Origin of the sequence: Sciscionella marina DSM 45152 (genome assembly GCF_000379465.1) — a bacterium.
Classification (GTDB): Bacteria; Actinomycetota; Actinomycetes; order Mycobacteriales; family Pseudonocardiaceae; genus Sciscionella; species Sciscionella marina.
This window is the reverse complement of sequence record NZ_KB905414.1, coordinates 22,611-43,789: the sequence shown is the minus strand read 5'-3', so window position 1 is coordinate 43,789 and position 21,179 is coordinate 22,611. Positions and strand designations below refer to the sequence as shown.

The window sequence follows — 21,179 nt, the reverse complement described above, 5'->3', positions numbered from 1 at the left end:
GGTCATCCGGCGATCTTGGTGTCGTCCTGCCGGAACACCGGATCGTCGATCGGCACCCCTCGCTCGTGCGCCAGGACCGAGACGAGCTCCTGCAGCACGCAGATCTCGGCGAGGGCGCGTTGCGGTGCGGTCAGCCCGGTGGGGACCTGCACCGCCCAGCCGCCGTTCGGTTCGGCCGCGCTTTCGGTCACGGTGAGCACGCGTGTCCCCGCGGAGGCGAGCTGACCGGCCAGGCGCAGTTCCCGGTCGCCGCCGATCAGCAGGTGCGCGGTCCGGGTGCTCGCCGAGTCCGCCGGACCGTGCAGGTATCCGCGGGTTCCGTAGGCGGCCGCGGGCACCAGTGGGCCTTCGCGCAGCAACAGCGCGGTTTCCTCACACGTGCTCAGCGATTCGGCCGCGGCGACCACATCCACGGATCCGGCATCCGCGATGGCCGTGCCGAATTCGGCGATGGTGGGGGTGGCTTCGGTGACGGCGTGGGCGATCCGGTCCGCGAGCCCGGTCCAGCGCGCGTCCACGGCACCGGTGGTGAGCAGTTCGGTGAGCATGGCGAGTGCGGCGTAGGTGAGCACGAATCCGACCGTGGACACCCGGCTGTCCCGCCGGGCCCCGAGCGCGAGGCAGTCCCGCGCCGCCTCGCGCAGTGGGCTCTGCTCGGCATTGGTGATCGCGAGGGTATGTGCACCAGCTGCGCCCAGCCGGGTGATCAGCTCGGTGGTCTCGGCGCTGCGCCCGCTCTGTGAGACGGCGAGCACGAGCGCGGGAACCGGTGCGGTTGCGGGGAAATCCGAGCAGTCGGTGCGCATCGCGTCGATCCCGCCCGCGCGCAAGTGGTAGAGCGGGGAAGCGAGCGCGGCATGGCTGGCCCCGATCCCGGCGAGTAGCACCCGGCTCTCCGGGCGCGGCAATTCCCGCCGTGCCAGCCGTTGTGGCAGGGTGCGGGTGAGTTCGGCCAGCGCGGCGAGCTGGTCCGCGCGCCCGTCCTGGTAACCGAAGCCGGTCATGGTCGATCCCTTCGTCCGCGTGGGTGCCAGGTGCGCGTCGCCACGGCGGGTACGTACTCGGCCAGGTCCACCGGCCAGCGCAGTACCGTCTCGGTTTCCGCCGCGTAGTAGGCGGCCATCAGCAGTTCGGTCACCGAAACCCCGCTGTCCAGGGATTCGGCGGGCTGTTGTCCCGCGCTGAACATCCGGACGAGGTGCGCGTTCTCCGCCGTGTAGCCATAACTGGCCGGTTCGTCGGCGATGACCGGGATCAGGCCCTGCTCGGCGTTCTGCTTCTCCAGCATCTCCTCCGCGCCCGCATCGGGATCATCGCCGAGCCGCCCGGAGAAGAACACGTCCGCGTCACCGCGCAGGGAGTTCGAGTTCATCGAGTACTCCGGGCCGAGCAGTTCGAAGGACAGCCGCATCCCGGAACCGATGAATCCCCACGAGGTCATGGCTTCCACGATCACCGGTTCGCCATCCCCGTTGACGAAGGTGTACGTGGCGCTCGCGTAGTCCTCCGCGGGATCGTGCCGGTAATCCTGCAAACCCGGGTAGGCCTGCGCCAGTTGCGCGGCATAGCGGTCCCGGCCCCACCGCAGCGAGGCGATGGTGGCGGTGACCGAGACCGGCCGCAGCCACTGGTCCGGATCGGTGCCCGGCGGGGTGAGCAGGAACCGGCCCGCTTCGAGCGAGTGGCACATCAGATCGTTGAGTACGCCGCCACCCTGGGCCTCGCTGTCCCAGAACCACTGGGCGTGTGGGCCGGAGTGTTCCTCGGTGCACCGCGCGAGATACGGGGAGCCGGAACGCCGGGCACCGCGAGCCCACATCAGTTCCCTCGTCCTGGTCAGCCGCGGCGCGTACACCTGGTTTTCCAGGTAACCATGCGGGATTCCGGTCGCATGGACCGCTTCGGCCACCGCACGTGCCTCGGCGAGGTTGCGGCCGAGGGGTTTCTCCACCGCGATCCCGCGCAGGCTCGCCCGCCCGGAGCGTACTTCCGCGCAGATCTGCTCGATGACCTGAACCCGGGTGTGATTGGGGGTCAGCACCCAGACCGCGTCCACCCGTTCGTCGCGCACGAGTTCGGCGATGTCCTGATGACCGCGGACGTCCCGGCCGACACCGAGATTCTCGGCATAGGCACCGAGTTCCCGGGCCCGTTCGGCCGAGCGCGAGGCCACCGCCACGATGTCCGCGCCGCGCACCGACTGCCAGGACCGCACGTGGAAGTGCGCGATGAACCCGGATCCGATGATCCCGATGCCGAGCGGTTTCTCCGCCATTGCTCTCCAATCATTCCTACCCTTTGACGCCGGTGAGCGTGATGCCTTCCACGAAAACCCGTTGGGCGAAGAAGAACACGACCACCACCGGCAGCGTGGCCAGCACGGTGACCGCCATGATCACGCCCCAGTCGGTGCTGTGCGTGCCGTGGAAACTGGCCAGCCCGTAGGCGATCGGCCAGTTGTCCGGGTTCTCCGAGGTGTACAGCAGCGGGCCGTAGTAGTCGTTCCAGGACTGGAAGAACATGAAGATCGAGGCCGCCGCGATTCCTGGTTTCGCCATCGGCACCATCACCCGGGTCAGGATTCCCCATTCCCCGTTGCCGTCGATCCGCGCCGCATCGGTGTACTCCTGCGGGATGGTCAGGAAGAACTGGCGCAGCAGGAAGATCGAGAACGCGTGCCCGAACAGGTGCGGCAGCACCAGCGGCCACAGCGTGCCGACCAGGTGCAGGTGCGCCCACAGCACGTAGATCGGCACCTGGATCACCTGCGGTGGCAACAGCATCGCCACGATCACCGCGAAGAAGATCGGGTTGGCGAACCGGATCCGCACCCGGGCGAGCACATAGGCCATCGGCACCGAGGACACCAGCATGAACAGCGTCGAACCGCCCGCGTAGAGCAGCGAGTTGAGGAACCAGGACGCGACCGGGGCCTTCTCGAAGGCACGCTGATAGTTCGACCACTCCCACGGTTTCGGCCACAGCGCGCCGGTCAGTGTCTGCCCGCTGTTCATGACCGAGGTCAGCGCGACGAACACCACCGGAACCAGGAACATGATCCCGAGCGCGATGAGGATCGCGTGCTCGGCGAACACCGTCAGGACTCGTTTCCGCACGGTCATCGCGGTCACCCCTGCGCTTTCGTGAACAGCCCGGCCCGCCGCAGCAGCACCGCCATCACCGCGGCGGCGATGAGGAACAGCACCACGGCCATGGTGGAGGCGTAGCCGAGCTGGAAACTGTTGAAGCCCTGCACGTACATCCACTGGGTGTAGGTGAGCAGCGAATCATCGGGATAGCCGAGCAACTGATCGGTGCCCGCGTCGATCCCGGTCTTCCCGTTCGCGATCATCGAGGCGACTGCGGCCTCGGTGAAGTACTGCAGCGCGGCGATGACCCCGGTGACCGCGGAGAACAACAGCACCGGCCGGATGTTCGGCAGCGTCACGAACCGCAGCCGCTGCCAGCCGTTCGCGCCGTCGAGCTCGCACGCCTCGTACTGATCCTTGGGCACGTCGAGCAGCGCGGCCAGGAAGATCACCATCACATCCCCGGCCATCCAGAGCCCGAGCAACAACAACGAGGGCTTGGAAAGCGCCGGATCGTTGAACCACAGCGGACCGGTGATCCCCAGGTGCCGCAGTACCGCGTTGATCGGCCCGGTGCCCGGATTGAACAGGAACACGAAACCGACGACCGAGGCGACCGGGGGCACGAGCGCGGGAAGATAGAACACCGTGCGCCAGAACCCCCGCGCCGTTTTGCGCCGGGACAACAGCAATCCGATGCCGAGCGAGAACACCATCCGCACCGGGACCAGGATCACCACGAACCACAGGGTGTTCAGCGCCGCCTTGCCCACCCGGGAATCCTGGGTGAACAGGTAGACGTAGTTGCGCAGCCCGGTCCAGTGCGGCGCGCCGGCCAGATCATAGTTGGTGAACGAGAAGTACAGGTTCGCCAGCAGCGGGTAGAGAAAGAACACCGCGAGACCGATCAGCCCGAGTATCATCATCGACCACACCGGCAGCCGTGAGGCGAGCAGGCTTCGGGTGCGCATCGCGGGTCGTGGTTTCGCGACGGAGGGCCGGGGGAGACTCCGGGTACTGGTCATGGTGTCACTTCTGCCTGCGCAGGCTCAGCGCGTTGTTGATATCGGTGTCCACCGCGCGCAGTCCCTCGTCGAGGTTCCCGCCGTTTTCCTGGTATGTGGTCCAGAAATCGTTCATCGTGGCGACCAGGGTGGCGCCGATCTCGGTGATCGGGCTGGTGTTTGCGCCCGGATGTTTCGAGGCCTCGATGAACATCCGGTACTGCGGGCCGGCCTCCAGTTCCGGTGAGTCCGCCGCGCGGCGCAGGGTGGGAATGTTCTTCAGGCCATTGGCGAGCTTGACCGCGGCACCGGTGTTCGTGGTCAGGAACTTCACCAGTGCCCACGCGGCTTCTTTGTGCCCGGACTGCTTGCTCATCCCGATATCGGCCGCCGAGACATAGCCCCCGCCGTAGGGTTGTCCGCTACCGGCCAGCACCGGAAACGGTGCGGTGCCGTAGTCCAGGTGCGGTGCCTGTTCATCGACGAAGGCGACCCGCCATTCGCCGTCCAGCGCCATGGCGATCCGCCCGGTCTGGAAGGGGTTGTTGGCCGACCATTCGTCACCGAGTCCCGCGGTGAACGCCTTCAGCTTGCGGTACCCGATCTTTTTCACCAGATCCCGTTGCCAGGCAAGGATCTCGTGCCACTGCCTGGATGCGGCGGTGGTGGCTTCGGTGCCGCGCATCCACCGCGCCCCGGAGGTGGCGCTCACCGTACCGGATGTATTCTGCCCGAACCCGATCAGCGGATCGAAGCCCAGGGTGCGGATCGAGCCGTCCGGGTTGTAGGTGGTGAGCTTCAGCGCCATCCTGCCGAGCTCGTCCAGGGTTTTCGGCGGGTCGTGGTAGCCCGCCCGCCCCAGGAGCCGTTTGTTGTAGTACAGCCCGTACACATCCGAGGTGGTCGGCAGGCTGCACCGGCGGTCGTCGAACGCGGTGGCCGAGGCGAAGGTGCCCTGAAAATCGGCCGCGCGCACGTGATCCCGGGCCATGTAGGGCGCGAGATCGGCCATCGTCTTGCACAGTGTGCCGAGCGTGGAGTTGACGTTGGTGAGCATCACATCCACATCCCCGCCGGAGGAAACCACTTGGGTGATCTTGGTGTCCTGTTGTCCACTGTGGACATTCACGTGCAGGCCCGGGTGCAGTCGTTCGAAATCGCGCACCACCGACTGGATCACCGCGGCCTCCCGATCGGTGTAGTGGTGCCAGAGCTGGATGGTCCCGGTCAGTTCCCGCGGTGCGGTTCTGGCGACCGGCTCGTCGGCGCCGATACCGCACCCGGTGAGGATCAGCGCGGCGACCAGGGCGACCGCCGGGATGGCTGTGGCCGGCTTCGTTGCTCGCACCACGGACCTCCTATGGTCTGGGACGGTGTTCGGCGCCCCGCTGCGTGATCAGCTCATGCGGCGCAGATTGCCGGCGATGATGCGCGAGCGGTCCTGTGTGGACTCGGTGGAACCGGCGCGCTCGGTGAGGTAGCTACGCAGATACCGGGTGCCGAGGATGCGGGCACCGTCGAGCACCGCGTCCCCCTCGGTCTGGCTGGGCATGAGTTCCGGGTTCCACCGGGTGTGGTCCCGGATCGCCGCGCTGGTCAGCCGGGCGAGTTCGGCGCCACCGGCGAGTCCGACCGGGCCGCCGAGCACCACGACCTCCGGGTCGAGCACGCCGAGCACCGGGATCACCGCCTGGGCGAGCAGTGGGGCGAACGCGGTGAGCACTTCGGTGGGCAGTGCGTCACCGGCCAGCGCCTGTTCGAAGGCGCGCTCCGACCAGCCGGTTTCCCGCCCGATCCGGTCCAGTGCCCCGGCGCCGAGCAGTTCCTCCAGATCGCCTGCCTCGGTTCCGGGCGCGAAAACCCCGTGTGGCACCGGGAGATTGCCGATCTCACCGGCGCCCCCGGAGGCGCCGCGCAACAGGGTGCCCGCCACGTCCACAGCGAGGCCGACCCCGTAGCCGACCCAGATCAGCGCGAAGGTGGCGTTCCCGGCGAACGCCTCGGTCTCCCGCTCGGCGACGGCGGCGAGGTTCACATCGTTGTCCACCTGGACCTCGCAGCCGAGGGCTTCCTCGAGCCGTTGCCGGATGCTGGTGCGTGACCAGCCGGGCAGCGCCTCCACCGAGCTGAGCTGATCGGTGCGCGGATCGATGCTGCTCGGCACGCCCACGCACACCTGGCGCACCGCGGCGAGTTCGACCTGCGCGGACTCGCAGGCACGCAGCACCGCGTTCGCCACATCCTTGGCCGCACCTCGTTTGCCGCGCATCTCCGCCGCGGACCGGGCGGCAACCGGGAACCGGGTGCCGAGTGGGTCGACAATGGCCGAGCGGACCCCGTCCTGGTCGACGTTCACCGCCACCCCGTAGGCGATGTCCTTGCGCACGCCGTACACCACCGCGCTCGGCCCGCGCCCCGCCGACTCCTCGCCGACTGCCTCGATGAGCCCCTTTTCCTCCAGCCGCGACACCATCTGCGCGGCGGTCGGCTTGGACAGTCCGGTGCGTTCCCCGATGCTGTTGCGGCTCAGCGGACCATCGTCGAGCAGCAACCGCAAGGCAAGGGCCGCGTTCTGGTCCCCGAGCCAGGACGGGGTTCCGCGCACCGCCACGACGTTCCTCCTCGCGTTCGCGCCAACCGTGTCGCATAACCATAAAGTTTCCTTACCGAAAAGCGCAAGAGGTTACCGCTGATCGTCCGTTTATGTTGTGAACAGGGAAATGACAGTCTGGCATGGCGACGATCGTCTCTGTACTATCTGGCAAGAAACGTTTCTGTATCAGGGAAGGTGGAGCGGCCATGGGTGTACCACTGCGGGTCGGGATCCTGGGCAGCGGCGGTATCGCGACGGTCTCCTACGGCGTGCTGCCGAACACGCACCACCTGGCCGACCGGGTTCGGATCACCGCGATCGCCGATGTGGACGCGGAACTCGCCGAGTCCGTGGCCGCGGAGTACGGCATCCCGAACGCCTACGGTTCGCTCGAGGCGATGCTGGCCGATGCCGAGCTCGACGCGGTGCTGAACCTGACCCCGATCCCGGTGCACGCGCAGACCTCGCGCACGATCCTGGACCACGGCTTGCATCTGGTGAGCGAGAAACCCCTCGCGGCGACGATGGCCGAGGCGGACGAACTGATCGCGACCGCGCGGGAGACCGGGCGGACCGTGGTGTGCGCTCCGCCGGATCTGCTGCACGAACCCTATGCCCGGGCGGCGGAACTCGTGCGCGCGGACGCGATCGGCAAGGTCGCCTTCGCCAGGGTGCGCAGCTCGCACGCGGGACCCGGTGGCGGGCCGAAGGGCTGGCCATCCGATCCGAGCTGGTTCTACCGCGAGGGATCGGGACCGTTGCTGGACATGGGGGTCTACGGGATCCACGAGATCACCGGGATCCTCGGCCCGGCCAGGCGGGTCGCCGCGTTCGCCGGGATCACCGAGCCGAGCAGGGTGGTGCGTGCCGGGCCGTTCCAGGGGCTGGAGATGCCGGTGACCGCGCCGGACAACTGCCTTTTCCTGCTGGACTTCGGGGAATCCACGTTCGCCGTTGTGGACGGGACGTTCAACGTGCACGCGGCGCGCAGCCCGAAGGTCGAGCTGTTCGGCAGGCGCGGGGTGCTCAACCTGCTCACCCCGGACGGCCCCGCGGTCGAGGTGTACCGGGCCGACGCGGTCCCCGGGGTGGACGGCTGGATACAGCCGAAGCTGCCGCTGGCCGCCGATGAGCGCCGCGCCACCTACGGCAGGGCACTGCTGCTCGCGCACCTCGCCGATGTGCTGCTCGACGACGCACCGCTGGTGCTCAGCGCCGAACACGCCCGGCATGCGCTGGAGATCATGCTGGGCGTGGCGACCTCCGCCCGCGAAGGGCGATTCGTGGACCTGTCGACCACCTTCTGAAATCCTGGAGCGAACCCATGGACAATCCCGTTCGGCTCGGCATTCTCGGGCTCGACCACTGGTACGCGGCGATCCCGCTCGCCGAGCGCGCGGCCGCGGACCCCGCGGTGGATCTGCGGGTGATCGCCGATCCCGATCCGGAACGCGCCACGCACGTCTCCCGGCTGACCGGCGGGGTGCGCACCAGCACGGACTTCGAAGCGGTGCTCGCCGATGACGGAATCGAAGCGATCGCGTGTTTCCCGAGCCTGGAACGTAGTCCCGCGCTGACGATCGCCGCCGCGCGGGCGGGCAAGCACATCATCGGGGTGAAACCGCTCGCGCGCACCCTCGCCGAGGCCGACGCCGTCGTCGAAGCCGTCGAGCAGGCCGGGATCTGTTATGTGCCAAGCGAAGCGCGCCGGGATTCGCCGCTGAGCAGGCGGCTGGCCGAGCTCGTGCGTTCCGGCCGGATCGGCGAACTGCGCAGTGGCGCCTTCTCGATGCACAGTGGACTGCCGAAATCCTGGCCCGGGTCCGAGGCACCGGGCTGGTTCGCCGATCCCGCCTGCGTTCCCGGCGGCGGCTGGATCGACCACTCCGTCTACCACCTGGACCGGTTGCGGCACCTGTTCGATTCGCCGATCGCGTCCATCACCGGAACCGTGACCAACCTCGCGTATCCGGAGCTCCCGGTGGAGGACTACGGCCACGCCACCGTGGTGCTCGGCAACGGCGCGGTGGTCGGCGTGGAGGACACCTGGATCGCCCCGCCGGGCTGTTCCAGTAACCGGGTGCAGCTGGTGGGCAGCGCGGGCGCGATCTACTACGACTCGATGTCCCTCGGGGTGGCCGATGCCGGTGGCGAATGGTCTTTCACGGCGCTGCCTCCGGATCCGTTCGGCAACCTGGACGCCCTGCTCGCGGTGCTGCGCCACGGCGCGCAGCCTTCGGCGACGGTGCACACCGCGCGGGCCACGCTGGCAGCCTGCCTGGATTTCTACGCCACCGCACGGAAAACCTCGTGACCGTACTGCTCGGGATCGACGCGGGCGGTACCCGGACCCGGCTTCGCCTGGCCCGCCCGGACGGCACCGTGCTCGCGCGCGCCGAACATTCGGCCGAGGACTGGCCCGCGCTCGGGGTCGAGGACAAGGCCCGGGCCGTGGAATCCTGGCTCGGTGAGCTCACCGGCACCCCGCCCTCGGCCGTGGGACTCGGCGCGCACGGCTGCGACTCCGAAGCGGAATGCGAGCAGCTGCGCATCGCGGTGCAGGCCCGGTTGCGTGCGCCGGTCCGGGTGGTCAACGACGCGTTTCTGCTCATCGCCGCGGAATCGGCGCCGAGCGCGGGTCTGGTCGTGGGCACCGGTTCCGTCGCGGTCGCCTGGGACCACGAAGGGCGGGCACTGCACACCGGGGGCTGGGGCTGGCTGCTCGGTGACCCCGGATCCGCCTGGGGCACCGTCCGGGACGCGGTGCGGGCGCTGCACCACGCCCAGGATCGCGGCGAACTCGACGGGGATCCGCTGCTTCCGGTGCTGCTGCGACTGGCCGGGGCCGATTCGCTGCGCGAGGTGAAACGCCGGATGCAACGCCGGCCCGCGCGATCCTGGGCCGAGTGGGCACCCCAGGTCCACGCCGTGGCCGGACAGGGCTCACCGGCGGCGCTCGCCGCGATCGAATCCGGCGCACAGTCCCTTGTGGACAACATCGGCGACCTTCTCGTCCAGGGTGGACGGTTCAGCCGGGTCATCGGCGGCGGCAGCGTGCTGGTCAACCAGCCGAGGCTCGCCGCCCGGATCGGCGATCTGCTTCGCGAACGCTTCGACCTCACCCTGTGCCTGTACCGGGGCGAGCCGGTCGCCGGTGCCCTCGCGCTGGCCGCACAGTTACTGGACGGCTGAGCCGGGCCGCCGGGGAATCAGCCAAGAAAGCGGCCGACCGCTAGTCGAGGACGGTGATCGTTCGCGCAAGCCAGGTGAGGATCAGTTGTCTTTCCGGTTCGGAGAGCCCTTGCAGGGCTTGTTGTTCAACGATACGCACGGCCGCGGTCGCACGGTCGAGCAGTTTGCGGCCACGTTTGCTCAGCCGGAGGAGCACGATCTTGCCGTGGTTGGGGGCCGGGCCGCGCTCGAGGAGATCGCGTTCCAGTAGTTGGTGAACTATCGTGTTCATGCTCTGTGGTTTCACTGCTGCGAATCGCGCCAACTCGGCCGAGGAGAGCTCGGGGGTCACGTCGAACACGCTCAGCGCTCCGTATTGCGGTACCGACAGCCCGAACGGGTCCAGTTTCTCGGTCAGCGCACCGTGCAGCGATTGCTGGGCCAGTCGCATCAAATAGCCGAGGTTGCCGTGTTCGCCGCGGGACCGTTGCCTCGCATCGTCCTGTTTCACTCTTGCAGCGTATCAGCTAGCCTGATAAGAAATATGTGTCAGATGAACTGATACTTGGAGTGTGTCATGGCTGAGCGGCAAGGCAGCATCATCACTGAAATCGGGAGCTGGCCTCTTGACGGGTTGCCGGGAAAAGAGATCCGGTTGCTGACCGTCGAATATCCGGCCGGAGTGCATACGCCGCCGCACCGTCATCCCGGTTGGCAGCTGATTTATGTGCTGGAGGGAAGAGTCACTTCTCGGATGGAGGGTGAGCCGGTGCAGCGGTACGAAGCCGGGCAGCACTGGTTCGAACCTCGTGAGCATCTGCACCTGGATGCCGGCAATGACACTGCAGAGCGTGCCAAGATCCTTGTCGCTTATGTCACCGAGCCGGGGCAGCCAATCCTTGTTCCGGAGGTATAGGCGGGGTTACGGGCAGGATGGCCGTTCGCGCGTCGGGTAGGTCCACGGCGGCATCGATGGCAAGGGCGTGTTCGGTGGTGAGCTCGTCGCGGCCGCTGCCCGCATCATCAGTCCGGTCGCCTTCGTGTCGGGGCGGGGATGGTATTCACCACACCGTGCGCGGAGTTTCCCGGTGGGGTGTCGCGGGTAACCGGCGAGAAGCGTCCACTGATGGGCTGGCAGCAGAAGGAGACGAAGTCTGTGCTCGGTATCGCACTGATGGTACTGGCCGCCATGCTCAACGCGATAGCTTCGGTGCTGCAGCGGAAAGCCGCGCGAGCGGAGCCGGAACGGAAGGCGTTCTCTCTGACCATGTTCTCGGACCTGTTGCGCAGGCCGGTGTGGCTGCTGGGGATTGGCGTGATGCTCGCCGGTTTCATCACACACGCCATCTCCATTTCGGTCTCGGAGATCGCGCTCGTGCAGCCGTTGCTCGTGGCGGAATTGCCCTTGACGCTGCTGTTGGCCTCGTGGGTTTTCGGGCTGCGGATGCGGGCACGGGATTGGGTGGCGATCGGCCTGGCTTCAATTGGTCTGGCCGCACTCTTGGCGTGTCTGAGCCCGCACGGCGGCAACCCGAGGTCAGCGCCGATCTCCTGGTGGCTGCTCGGTGCCTGCGGGTGTGCGGCGGGCATCGCGCTGCTGGTGCTGATCGGCTACCGCGGCAGACACGAGCACCGAGCGGCGCTGCTCGGAGTAGCTACGGGGGCGGCGTTCGGGCTGAATTCCTCGCTCATCGCGGGCGTGGGCGCAGCCGTGGCCGCGGGAACGAACCTGTTTGCTGCTGGGCAGACCTATGGCATCATCGTTCTCGGACCGGTTTCGTTTTTCCTGTTGCAGAACGCTTTGCAGGCGGGCAATCTTGTCGCCTCGCAGCCTGGGTTCACGCTGACCAATCCCGCGGTCTCGGTGGTGTTCGGGTTGGCGGTATTCGGTGAGCAAGGGCGTACCGGATGGTGGTTGCTCGGTTCGGTGGGCGGCGCCGTCATGATCGGGGCGGCCACGGTGTTGTTGTCGCGTTCGCCGCTGCTCGATCCCGATGCGCGCCACGACACCGGTCATGACCTCGGGAACACCGCAGGGTCCCGCGGGTCTTCCTGACACCGTGTTTACGGTGCGTCTTTCACCGGTTAATACGGCGAGTCGGGACGGGCCGAGCGGCTCTCTGCGAGGGATGAAAGGCGCGTGCGATGGCGAGCGGGAAGAAGGCCAAGAAATGGGCGCTGTGTAGTTCTGCACCGCGCACAGCGGGCCGAGGAGGCTGCGATTGGGGCTGAGGCATCCCTGGCTCACCGAATTGAGTCAGCAGCTCAGCACAGTGGACGACAACCCGGGGGCTGCCTCGGATGTCCGCCAAAGCCCGTCTACACGAGCCCACGGCAGACCGATCCGCTGGCGGGCGAGCTACCCTGATCGAACGGAACCGCAGGCCGGGAACGGCAGCGCCGACGGCCTTTCTCCCGGCGAGCTATTCCTGTTCGGCGCGTGCCTCCGCGCCGGTCTCGTGGGCATAACCGGAATCCACCCCGACCTCGCTGCCGACCGCCGGGTCGGAGTCGCCGGTCGGGTCTTCTGCCCCTGAGGAACGCTTCGAGGGCACGGTAGGATCACCCGAGACGTCTGCCTCGGCCGGGTGCGTGGTTCCTCGCCGATTCAAGAGTATGTCGATCAGACGCCGCATCGATGCTCCTTACCTGGGTCCTACGGTGATTTGGTGTGCCCACCGAACGCGCCGGCGAAACCTCGCACAGGGAAGTGGAAAGCCGCCGGAGAGGACTCGAGGAGGTGTATTCGGACTCCGGTGGTGGTACCCGGCCGACGGTACCTGTCTTCCATTGGACGGAGGCGTCATGAAGGATTACGAGATCATCGCGGCGGTCCGGCGTACGGTCGGCCTCAGCGATGACGAGCACGCGCGGAACGCCACCGAAGCCACCTTGACAGTGCTCGGTCAGCGCCTGGCCGGGAACGAACCGGCTGACCTCGCCGCACAGCTGCCACCGTCGGTCGCCGAGGCGCTTCCGGAATCCGGCGGCCGGGGAACGTTCGGGCTCGAAGAGTTCTGCCGCCGGGTCGGCGATGCGGAGGGACGTGGCTGTACGCAAGACGCCGCCCGCGAGCACGCTCGTGCGGTCGTCGCCGCTCTCAAGGCCGGTGTGTCCCGAGGAGAATTCGACGACCTCATCGCACAACTGCCTGCCGACTACCGGCAGGATCTACTCACGACGGCGCCGATCGACGAGCAGCGATCATGACGATTTCCGCTCCACGCGGCGCGGCTTTTGCCCAGGTTTCTCGTCGCTTCTTGACCGGCCCTCCTTCCCAGGTACCCGGAGTGCGGAATCCATGAACTCGCCGTGCCGAGCGGAAGGCGAATCCTGATCCGTTGGTTATCGTGACTGGGATGTGTGCCGAGAGTGTCGCGTTGACCGCACGCGGGTTGAGCGTGCGGGGGCGGCGCGGGCCGGTGTTCGAGGGCGTGGATGTCGACGTTCCCGCGGCCGGACTCCTGGTGGTACACGGTCCTGGCGGTTCGGGGCGCAGCTCGCTGTTGCTGACGCTGTCCGGCCGGATGCGACCGGCCACCGGGGCGGCGCGGGTCGGTGCACACCGGTTGCCCGGCGAGGAGCGCCGGGTACGTGAGCTCGTAGCGGTGGCCTCGGCCGGACCCGCCGGGCTGCTCGAACCGCGGCTGCGGGTGCGCGAGGTGATGGCAGAACGACGCTGGATCAGTCCTGGCGCGAGTGACGAGCGCATGCGGGAGGCGTTCGGGATGTTGGATATCGCCCCTCGGGCCGGTGCGCTCGTCGGGGAACTGTCCTCGGACGATCGGATATTGTTCGCGCTCGGTTTGGCGCTGGCGCAGCGCCCTGCCGCGGTACTGGTCGACGACGCCGATGCCGACTGCACCGCGGGTCAGCGCGACACGGTGTGGCAGGCGCTGGCGCGGGTATGCCGCACGGGGGTCACGGTGCTGGCCAGCACCGTGACCCCACCGCCGAGGTTGGCTGTTCCGCCGGTTCTGGTTGCGTTACCGCGGCGCAGCGAGGACCGGTTGCCACCGAATCCGTGAGTCGCCGAGCGAGGGATGGGCAGATATGACCGCGATCAAGCTGGCCTGGCTGGAGCTCCGCCGTTTTCGTGGACCGCTGCGGCAGGTGGTGCCCGTGGTGCTGATCCTGGTGCCGTTGCTGTATGGAGCCACGTACCTCTGGGCCAACTGGGACCCGTACGGCAAGATCGACCGGGTACCGGTCGCGGTGGTCGACCAGGACCAGCTGGCGCACACCAGCCAGGGCCAGCGAGTCGACGCGGGCGGTCAGATCGTCCAGCAGCTCAAAGCATCGAAAACGTTCGACTGGAACGTCACCGACGCTGCCGATGCCCGGGACGGGCTGGCGCACGGCCGGTATTTCTTCACGGTGACCATTCCGCCGGAGTTCAGCGCCAAGCTGGCCACCGCCGCGAATCCGGACCCGCAGCACGCCGGGATCATGATCGGGCTCAACGATGCGAACAACTATCTGGCCGGGATCATGACGGAAGTCGTGCAGACCAAACTCCAGGACCAGGTCAATGCGGCCGCGCACGCCGCGTACGTGCGCAGTATCTACGGTGAGCTGTCCGGGATACGCGATAAACTCACGACCGCCTCTGACGGTGCTCACCGGCTGGTGGGAGCCACTCAGGTCGCCGAAGAGGGCAGTGCGAGCCTGACCTCGGGGACCGCCGCGCTGCACACCGGCGCCGGTCAGATCACCGAGGGTACCGGCCAGATCGCCGAAGCCGCGGGTCGGCTCGACACCATGGCAGGCAAGCTGACCGGCACGGCGGCCAAGGCCCTGCCCGCGGTGACCGGTGGCCTTGTCGACACGGCACGACTCGCCAGCCAAGGGCTCGATACCGTGCACGCGGGAACCGCCGGGGTCAAGCAGCAGACCGGACGCGGTGTCGCGGACCTGAACGGGCTCGCGAACGCGCACCCCGAGCTGCGCGGTGACCCGCTGTACGCGAGAACCATCGAGCACGCGAAGCAGCTCGATGCCGGAGCCGGCCGCGTGGACGCGCAATCCGGCAGCGCGGCCGGGCAAGCGCACGAGGCACTGCAGCAGGCGAGGGATATCCAGTCGCGAACCGGCTCCCTGCAGCGACAGGTGCTCGACCTGCAGACACCCGTGCACCTGGTCGACACCGGCTCGCATACGGTGACCGCCGGTGCGGGCACGTTGACTCGCGGGCTCGACGTCCTGCACCAGGGCTCGGGTACCTTGCACACAGCCGCCGATCAGGCTCGCGATGCCGCCACTGATCTGGCGGGCACGGTCGACGACAGCCGGAAGCGAATCCCGCCGACCGATCCCGACCAGGTCGCCCGCTCGGCGGAAGTCCTCAGCTCACCGGTGCACATCGAGCGGAGCAACCTGCATCCCGCCGGCGTGTACGGGCGCGGTCTCGCGCCGTTCTTCTTCGGTATCGCATTATGGGTGTTCGGCCTGTTCGCGTATCTGCTTTTGCGTCCGGTCAATCTCCGTGCCCTTGCCGCCAGAGTCCGTGCTTCCACGCTCGCCCTCGCCGGTTGGCTGCCCGCCGCCGCTCTCGGGATCGCGGGTGCGCTGGTGCTCTATACCGTGGTCGATCTCGGCCTCGGCCTCGACCCGGTACACGCCTGGCTGACCGTCTTACTGCTGGCCGTCGGCGCGGCGAGTTTCGTCGCGGTCGACCACTTTCTGCGTACCGCGCTGGGCGTGCCGGGCGATGTTCTCTCCCTCGTGCTGCTCATCCTGCAGCTGACCTCGTCCGGCGGACTGTATCCGATGCCCACCGCACCCGGGTTTTTCCAGGCACTCAACCCGGTCCTGCCCATGACCTATCTCATCGACGGACTGCGAATCACCATCTCCGGCGGCCTCACCTCGCATCTGATACGCGATTTCGGCGTGCTGGCCGGGTTCGGCGTACTGTTCTTGTCCCTGACCGCACTCGCGATCCGGCGGCAACGTATCTGGACCGTCTCGCGGCTGCACCCGGATGTCGAACTCTGACGCATCCGGCGTCCGTTCCTCGCGGTATGCAGCGTTCGTCCGGCGCGAGGATCGGTCACCGAACATGGTTTCGCAGCTTCGCGGCGCGGGAATGGCGTGAGGATCGGTCGAATGACGAGAGGATGGTGACCGAGTTGGGCATTCTGGGTTGGATCGTGCTGGGACTGGTGGTCGGCGCGTTGGCGAAGTTGGTATTGCCCGGTCGCGACCCCGGTGGTGTCATCGTGACGCTCCTGATCGGTGTGGCCGGTGCCCTGCTGGGCGGTTTCCTCGGCCGTCGTTTCTTGCACACCGATCTCGGCAGTTTCTTCGATCTGCGTACCTGGGGACTGGGCTTGCTCGGTGCCGTGGTTCTGCTGCTGATCTACCGGCTCGTCGCACACTTGCTCGGCGGCCGATCCCGTTCGGCACGCTGACCCCTGTTTCCCTCGCCGAGAGGTCCCGCACAGCCGACTGCCCGGATTCCGGCAGGTCAGCGACCGGTCCGCGCCGGGATCTCGCCGGTCACCGGATGCGATGCTGCCGCACCGGTCAGGTCCGGCTCGACCGCGCCGCCCGGTAGACGGGCTCGCTAAGTTCGAGTCCGGTCCGGCGGATCGTCCCAGTCGATGTGGTAGTAGTCCGGGCGGTCGACCACGATCTGGGGGCGGCGCGTGGTGAAGTAGTCCCACACCCAGCTGATGATCGCGCCGACCCGTTCGCGGATCCCGGACAGCAGAACGACATGGACGCCGAGCCAGGCCAAGAAAGCGAGGAGACCGCGCAGCGGGAACCGGGCACGGCCCAACTCGGCGACTGCGGCGCCGCGGCCGATCATCGCCATGATTCCCTTGTCGCGGTAGGTGAAGGAGGTGCGCCGCTTACCTTCGAGTTCGGCGAGGATATTGCGTCCCGCCCACTGGCCGGATTGCTGGGCGACCGAACCGAGCTGGGGCAGCGGAGATCCCGCGGAGTCCGGAATATTGGCCGAGTCGCCGAGTGCGTAGACGCCCTCGAACCCGGGCACGGTCAGGTCGGGGGCGACCTCGACCCGTCCTCCCTTGCCGAGCGGCAGTCCGGTATCGGAAAGCAGCGAGCTTGCCTTGAGACCACCTGCCCACACGACGGTTCGGGAGAGGATCTCGGTGCCATCGGAGAGCGTCACGCCGTCCTTGCGGACCTCGGTCACGCCGAGGTCGAGCCGGAGTTCGACACCGGCTTCGCGCAGCTTCGCCTCCGCATACCGTTGCGACCGCTCCCTGAATGGGGTCAGGACCGAGGGCAGCATGTCGGCCAGGTAGACCCGCCCCGAAGCGGCCAGCGCCGGGGACAGGTAGGCGGGTACGGCGCTGCGCATGCTCTCGGCTACCGCGCCCGCGGTCTCGACACCGGTCGGGCCCGCACCGACGACGACCACGTTGAGCGCACCCTTGTCGATATAGGCCTCGTCGCGGTCGGCGGCGTCGAGGGCACCGAGGAAACGCGAACGTAACTTGGCCGCATCGTCGACCGAATAGAGGGGAAACGCGTGTTCGGCGGCTCCGGGAATGCCGAAAAAGTTCGCCTCGGCCCCCGCAGCGAGTATCAGGAATCCGCCGCGGTAGGTGATCCCATCCGCAGTGGTGACCGCGCGTTCGCCCGGGTCGATCGAGGTGATTTCGGCGGTCTTGACGCATACCGATGGTGTGCGGCGGAACATCGCCCGCAGTGGCCGGGCCACATCCGTGACCGCGATCTGGGTCGTCGCCACCTGGTAGATCAACGGCTGGAACTGGTGGTAGTTGTTCCTGTCGATCAACAGGACATCGATCCCCTTGGCGGCAAGTTCATTCGCGGCCGTGACGCCGGCGAAGCCCGCGCCTACGATCACCACCCGGTGATACTCCTCGGTCATCGATCCGCACCTTATCCGTGACGAGTTCCAGACCCCACCCTAGAGTCTGCCCGTCACGAACACATGTCGGCTTCTTCACCCCGGCCACACAACCGCAGGTGATCGATCGCCACCGGCGCCTGGAGACCAGGCCAGAGTACCGGTCTTGGTCGTCCAGGTCGGCGATCTCGGTGCTCCGGCCGGCCGGGCCGGAACGCCGGGGTCCGGCCGCGCCGGAACACACCGAGAGGCTCTTCAGGCGGTGCCGGTTCCCACAACAGGTTTGCCCGTCCGATACCGGGGTATTTCCCCCGCTGTCAGGGCAACCAACACGGTGTGGCCGGACGGGGCGAACCTCGAGATCACCGGAGGCGGAACCACCATGCGCTACGAGGTGACGGCCGAAAGAACTCTCCTGTTCGAGATGTCGACCGGGGGCAGGACAACCGTGCCCATCGAGGTCGATCTTGCCTACTACGAGTGGGATCCCTGGGCGATACACCTGGCGTTCCGGATCACCGAGGAACGCTGGGTCCACTGGACGTTCGCCAGGCAGCTGTTTGTCGAAGGCCTCGCCGCTCCCGCAGGCGAGGGCGACATTCGCTTCCGGCCACTCGCCGACGGTCCCGTCCTGGTGGAGGTCTCTGTACCGGGGCGTGGAGCGACACGGTTCCTCGCGAATATCGAGGAGTTGAAAACGTTCGTCGATCAGACTTATCAAGAGGTGGATGCCGAACGCGCACAGGCGATCGTGGATGCGGAATTCGACCACTATCCGTGGCCGCATTCGATTAACCGGCCGTAGCCGGTTTTTGGTCCTGGTCACGGCCATCCTCGACCTGGCCTGATCATGGTGGTTTGAGCAGGTGAAGAACGGGGAATCCACAGCACGGCGCGACACTGTCCGCTTCATCGAACGACTGTATACGTCGCCAAGGAGGACGACCATGCCACGGCAAACGCCTCGTCGACAACAGCGTGACCCGCGTCAGCAAGAATGGGGTGCGAAGTCGAACCGCCAGTACGAAGACATCAAGACCTCTCAGCTCGACCGCGGCGCGAGCGAAGGGCGCGCCGAGGAAATTGCCGCACGCACCGTGAACAAGAACCGTGCACGGTCCGGCGCGGCGAAACAAGCCAGCGCGACATCGAAACACGGCGAATCCCCGCAACGACGCGGTGGGCACCGCTCCGGGAAACGTCTCGGCCCCAGTGGTGGGCCTACCAAAGAACAGCTCTACAATGACGCGAAGAAACGCAATATCAAAGGCCGCTCGACCATGACAAAGCACCAGCTGCAACAGGCTCTTGGCCGCTGATCGACGGGTCGCCAACGATTACCCAAGCATGCAGGGGCCCGGGTTCGGCGCGCCGAAGAGTTTCAGGTGATCGAATTCAGAGGAACACTACGCTGACCCGGAATCTTGGTCGCGTAGCTTCGCTCAGCCGCCCGGAAAATTTGCCGGATAGCAGGAGCACTAGCTCCTCTCGTCGGCCATGGCCAGTCGAGTGTTCACGCGGGAGACGATCTCGGGTAGCCCAAGCGGTGCGATCCCGGTCGATGGGCGCCGGTATGGCGGGCGCAGCAGGTCGATGTGGATTCCGCTGCGTTTCAACAGTGACCACAGCGGCTGCCACTGGTTCTCGAACTCATCCTCAGCATCGAACCGAAGGCTCGTGGAGGGCAGCGGATTCGCGAGCAACAGTGATCGCACCCGTGGCGCGTGTACGGCGGCCAGCGCGAGCACGGACACGGCGCACCGACCGGCCGTGAGCAGATGCACGCGTTCCGCGTCGCCGAGGAATTCGTGGAGGGCGCGGTTCTCGAGCAGTTCATGAATACTGCGGTTCATCAGTCGGTACCAGGCGATACCGGTTCGACGCGCGGTCTCGCGCCAGGAACCGGGCAGCAGCCCCCGGCTGGCCTGGCCGGCAGGATCGACCACCAGGATCTTCGTCGGTGTCCGGGGGCCGGCGCACACCAGGTGTGGCTCAGCGATCGGCTCACGTCGCCGATGGCAGACCTCCCGCGTTACGCGGCTTTTTCGCATGGTCACGCCCAATCAGCGCCGGCCAGCATCACCACGGTCAACAGGGCCGCCAACGCTATAGCGGCTGCCATACCGATATTGGCGCCGACCAGTGTGCCCAGCAGTACGGTCGTCGGTGGTCCGCTGACTCCGATCACCAGCGCCACGGCGAAAGCGATCGGGTGGCACGGGACGCGGCGAAAACCACGGGCACGCGTGAAGCGCAACAATTGCCGCCTGGTGAGCTGTTCGGTGAGCTGTTCTTCGATCTCGCCGAGATGGCGGCGTTCGCTGGGGGACAACTCACTCATGCGTCGACCTCCTCTGTCGTTACCGGTTCAGGGGGTGCCTGACGCGGTACCCCGGAAATGACCCGGTCATGCATGCCGGGCGTGGTCGATGAAGAGTCCGCCGCGGAACGATCAGCCCCGGAAGTCTCGCATGCGTGTGCCGAAGGCACCGAGAAAACTCGGTCGAGCCTTTCCGGGACTGTGGCAGGAGCCGCAGAGTACGGTGGTCCCGACCTGCAGCCCGTCGTCTCCCACCAGGTAGGCGATGTGAGCCTGCGAGCGGCCGCACTCCGCGCACGGCAGTGGTGGCATTGTGCGGTTTACCCGCACGATAGCTGGCCCGGTGGTGGTCATCCTGATGCTCCTCTCGGGTAGTGGTGCTTGAGTACTACCCCGTTTGCGGCCGATCACTCGCCGATCCTGACCACCGAGCGCACCGCGGACTCGGTTACCGGCAAGACCTCGTCGGGGAGTACGAGGGAGCACACAGCCCTGCACGACCGAGTTTCCCGTGGTGGGCCAGGGGAAGCGGAAGCCATGGGCGCGGACGGATTCCTCGCATGCAATCGAGCCGCATCATCGGCGTTTCGCCGCACGACCGGCAAGTGAGCACGGTTGTTGGGTAACGCTTCCCATCTACCCGCGCGCACCGCGCTACGACAGTTCAACGATACTGCCGGTGGTCGAGCGTTCCTACCACGCTGTCCGTCGAACCCAGGGGCCTCGGACAGCTTTCCTCGCCGGCGATTCCGCCGGTGCTGCGCTCGCGCTCGCCGCAGCACAGCGGCTCCGGCCCGCCGGGTGTCCGCGGACACGCGCGAGATCCAGGTCTGCCGCCTGCACGGCACCTTCGCCGCCGGTCGGATCATCAATCCGGTCACCGCACGCTCACAGCTCCTCGGCGGCATGACCATGGGGCTTTCCAGGGGCGTTGCACGAGAACGGAATTCTCGATCCGCGCACCGGGGCACGTGATCGACGATGATCTCGCCCAGTACACGTGCCCAGCAACGACGATATCGCCGAGCTCAGCGTCGACTGGATCGACGAACACGCCGCATGTCGGCCCGATCGGCAGCCAGGATCACCAGGCGTGGGTCCACCACGACCTTGCCACCGGAACCGATGTCCGGTTCGCAAGAAAGTGGAATCG

Annotated in this window: 23 protein-coding genes; 12 read left to right on the top strand and 11 right to left on the bottom strand. The window is 67.2% G+C overall.

Annotated features, from left to right (window positions below):
* Positions 1-2 precede the first annotated feature (2 nt).
* From A37U_RS0129985 to A37U_RS0129960, 6 genes are read right to left on the bottom strand one after another with little or no spacing between them, the layout of a single operon-like run.
* Entirely contained in the window at positions 3-1,004 is a 1,002-nt protein-coding gene (locus tag A37U_RS0129985) for an SIS domain-containing protein (RefSeq protein ID WP_020500367.1), read from the bottom strand.
* A complete protein-coding gene (locus A37U_RS0129980) occupies positions 1,001-2,275 on the bottom strand; it encodes a Gfo/Idh/MocA family protein (RefSeq protein ID WP_020500366.1) in 1,275 nt (424 codons plus the stop codon). Before A37U_RS0129980 ends, A37U_RS0129985 begins: the two co-directional genes overlap by 4 nt.
* Before the next feature lie 16 nt (positions 2,276-2,291).
* Positions 2,292-3,122, bottom strand: coding sequence for a carbohydrate ABC transporter permease (locus A37U_RS0129975; protein ID WP_040589149.1), 831 nt, complete (start codon positions 3,120-3,122; stop codon positions 2,292-2,294).
* A gap of 5 nt (positions 3,123-3,127) precedes the next feature.
* Positions 3,128-4,114, bottom strand: coding sequence for a carbohydrate ABC transporter permease (locus tag A37U_RS0129970; protein WP_040589103.1), 987 nt, complete (start codon positions 4,112-4,114; stop codon positions 3,128-3,130).
* A gap of 4 nt (positions 4,115-4,118) precedes the next feature.
* A complete protein-coding gene (locus A37U_RS0129965; RefSeq protein WP_020500363.1) occupies positions 4,119-5,441 on the bottom strand; it encodes an extracellular solute-binding protein in 1,323 nt (440 codons plus the stop codon).
* 48 nt (positions 5,442-5,489) lie between these two features.
* A complete protein-coding gene (locus A37U_RS0129960) occupies positions 5,490-6,704 on the bottom strand; it encodes an ROK family transcriptional regulator (RefSeq protein ID WP_020500362.1) in 1,215 nt (404 codons plus the stop codon).
* 188 nt (positions 6,705-6,892) lie between these two features.
* On the opposite strand from A37U_RS0129960, the gene A37U_RS0129955 reads away from it, so the two are divergent.
* The 3 genes from A37U_RS0129955 to A37U_RS0129945 are packed head-to-tail and all read left to right on the top strand — an operon-like array spanning position 6,893 to position 9,878.
* Positions 6,893-7,993 carry a Gfo/Idh/MocA family protein gene (locus A37U_RS0129955; protein WP_020500361.1) on the top strand — a complete coding sequence of 367 codons (1,101 nt, stop codon included), beginning with the start codon at positions 6,893-6,895 and terminating at the stop codon, positions 7,991-7,993.
* Positions 7,994-8,010: 17 nt separating this feature from the next.
* Positions 8,011-9,000 (top strand): Gfo/Idh/MocA family protein, encoded by a 990-nt coding sequence (locus A37U_RS0129950; RefSeq protein WP_020500360.1) that lies wholly within the window; start codon positions 8,011-8,013, stop codon positions 8,998-9,000.
* A complete protein-coding gene (locus A37U_RS0129945) occupies positions 8,997-9,878 on the top strand; it encodes an N-acetylglucosamine kinase (protein WP_020500359.1) in 882 nt (293 codons plus the stop codon). The genes A37U_RS0129950 and A37U_RS0129945 overlap by 4 nt, the downstream gene beginning before the upstream one ends.
* A gap of 40 nt (positions 9,879-9,918) precedes the next feature.
* On the opposite strand, the gene A37U_RS46080 is transcribed toward A37U_RS0129945, so the two are convergent.
* Positions 9,919-10,368: a MarR family winged helix-turn-helix transcriptional regulator gene (locus A37U_RS46080; protein WP_020500358.1), complete on the bottom strand. Its 450-nt coding sequence runs from the start codon at positions 10,366-10,368 to the stop codon at positions 9,919-9,921.
* Positions 10,369-10,434: 66 nt separating this feature from the next.
* On the opposite strand from A37U_RS46080, the gene A37U_RS46075 reads away from it, so the two are divergent.
* Complete coding sequence (locus A37U_RS46075) at positions 10,435-10,773, top strand: cupin domain-containing protein (RefSeq protein WP_020500357.1); 339 nt, start codon at positions 10,435-10,437, stop codon at positions 10,771-10,773.
* Between the two features lie 210 nt (positions 10,774-10,983).
* Positions 10,984-11,913, top strand: a complete 930-nt coding sequence (locus A37U_RS0129930) for a DMT family transporter (RefSeq protein ID WP_157183115.1) — start codon at positions 10,984-10,986, stop codon at positions 11,911-11,913.
* A gap of 367 nt (positions 11,914-12,280) precedes the next feature.
* Here A37U_RS0129930 and A37U_RS0129925 read toward each other — a convergent pair whose 3' ends face one another.
* A complete protein-coding gene (locus tag A37U_RS0129925; RefSeq protein ID WP_020500355.1) occupies positions 12,281-12,493 on the bottom strand; it encodes a hypothetical protein in 213 nt (70 codons plus the stop codon).
* A 169-nt stretch (positions 12,494-12,662) separates the two neighbouring features.
* Here A37U_RS0129925 and A37U_RS0129920 point away from each other — a divergent pair, with 169 nt between their 5' ends.
* The 4 genes from A37U_RS0129920 (at position 12,663) to A37U_RS0129905 (ending at position 16,270) form a co-directional block, all read left to right on the top strand.
* Positions 12,663-13,067 (top strand): DUF2267 domain-containing protein, encoded by a 405-nt coding sequence (locus A37U_RS0129920; RefSeq protein WP_020500354.1) that lies wholly within the window; start codon positions 12,663-12,665, stop codon positions 13,065-13,067.
* A gap of 149 nt (positions 13,068-13,216) precedes the next feature.
* A complete protein-coding gene (locus A37U_RS0129915) occupies positions 13,217-13,885 on the top strand; it encodes an ABC transporter ATP-binding protein (RefSeq protein ID WP_020500353.1) in 669 nt (222 codons plus the stop codon).
* Between the two features lie 25 nt (positions 13,886-13,910).
* On the top strand, positions 13,911-15,854 hold the full coding sequence (locus A37U_RS0129910; RefSeq protein WP_020500352.1) for a YhgE/Pip domain-containing protein: 1,944 nt from the start codon (positions 13,911-13,913) through the stop codon (positions 15,852-15,854).
* 134 nt (positions 15,855-15,988) lie between these two features.
* A complete protein-coding gene (locus tag A37U_RS0129905) occupies positions 15,989-16,270 on the top strand; it encodes a GlsB/YeaQ/YmgE family stress response membrane protein (protein WP_040589144.1) in 282 nt (93 codons plus the stop codon).
* 155 nt (positions 16,271-16,425) lie between these two features.
* Here A37U_RS0129905 and A37U_RS0129900 read toward each other — a convergent pair whose 3' ends face one another.
* Complete coding sequence (locus A37U_RS0129900) at positions 16,426-17,727, bottom strand: NAD(P)/FAD-dependent oxidoreductase (protein WP_020500350.1); 1,302 nt, start codon at positions 17,725-17,727, stop codon at positions 16,426-16,428.
* Positions 17,728-17,872: 145 nt separating this feature from the next.
* Here A37U_RS0129900 and A37U_RS46070 point away from each other — a divergent pair, with 145 nt between their 5' ends.
* Together A37U_RS46070 and A37U_RS50360 are read left to right on the top strand one after the other, a co-directional pair.
* Positions 17,873-18,511: an SsgA family sporulation/cell division regulator gene (locus A37U_RS46070; RefSeq protein ID WP_157183114.1), complete on the top strand. Its 639-nt coding sequence runs from the start codon at positions 17,873-17,875 to the stop codon at positions 18,509-18,511.
* Positions 18,512-18,653: 142 nt separating this feature from the next.
* Complete coding sequence (locus A37U_RS50360; RefSeq protein WP_240437719.1) at positions 18,654-19,025, top strand: plasmid stabilization protein; 372 nt, start codon at positions 18,654-18,656, stop codon at positions 19,023-19,025.
* 159 nt (positions 19,026-19,184) lie between these two features.
* On the opposite strand, the gene A37U_RS0129890 is transcribed toward A37U_RS50360, so the two are convergent.
* Together A37U_RS0129890 and A37U_RS0129885 are read right to left on the bottom strand one after the other, a co-directional pair.
* Positions 19,185-19,652: a hypothetical protein gene (locus A37U_RS0129890; protein WP_020500348.1), complete on the bottom strand. Its 468-nt coding sequence runs from the start codon at positions 19,650-19,652 to the stop codon at positions 19,185-19,187.
* A gap of 107 nt (positions 19,653-19,759) precedes the next feature.
* Positions 19,760-20,047: a hypothetical protein gene (locus tag A37U_RS0129885; protein WP_020500347.1), complete on the bottom strand. Its 288-nt coding sequence runs from the start codon at positions 20,045-20,047 to the stop codon at positions 19,760-19,762.
* 490 nt (positions 20,048-20,537) lie between these two features.
* On the opposite strand from A37U_RS0129885, the gene A37U_RS55130 reads away from it, so the two are divergent.
* The gene (locus A37U_RS55130; protein WP_083934011.1) at positions 20,538-20,936 is read left to right on the top strand and encodes an alpha/beta hydrolase fold domain-containing protein; all 399 of its coding nucleotides are present in this window, start codon (positions 20,538-20,540) and stop codon (positions 20,934-20,936) included.
* Positions 20,937-21,179: the final 243 nt, after the last annotated feature.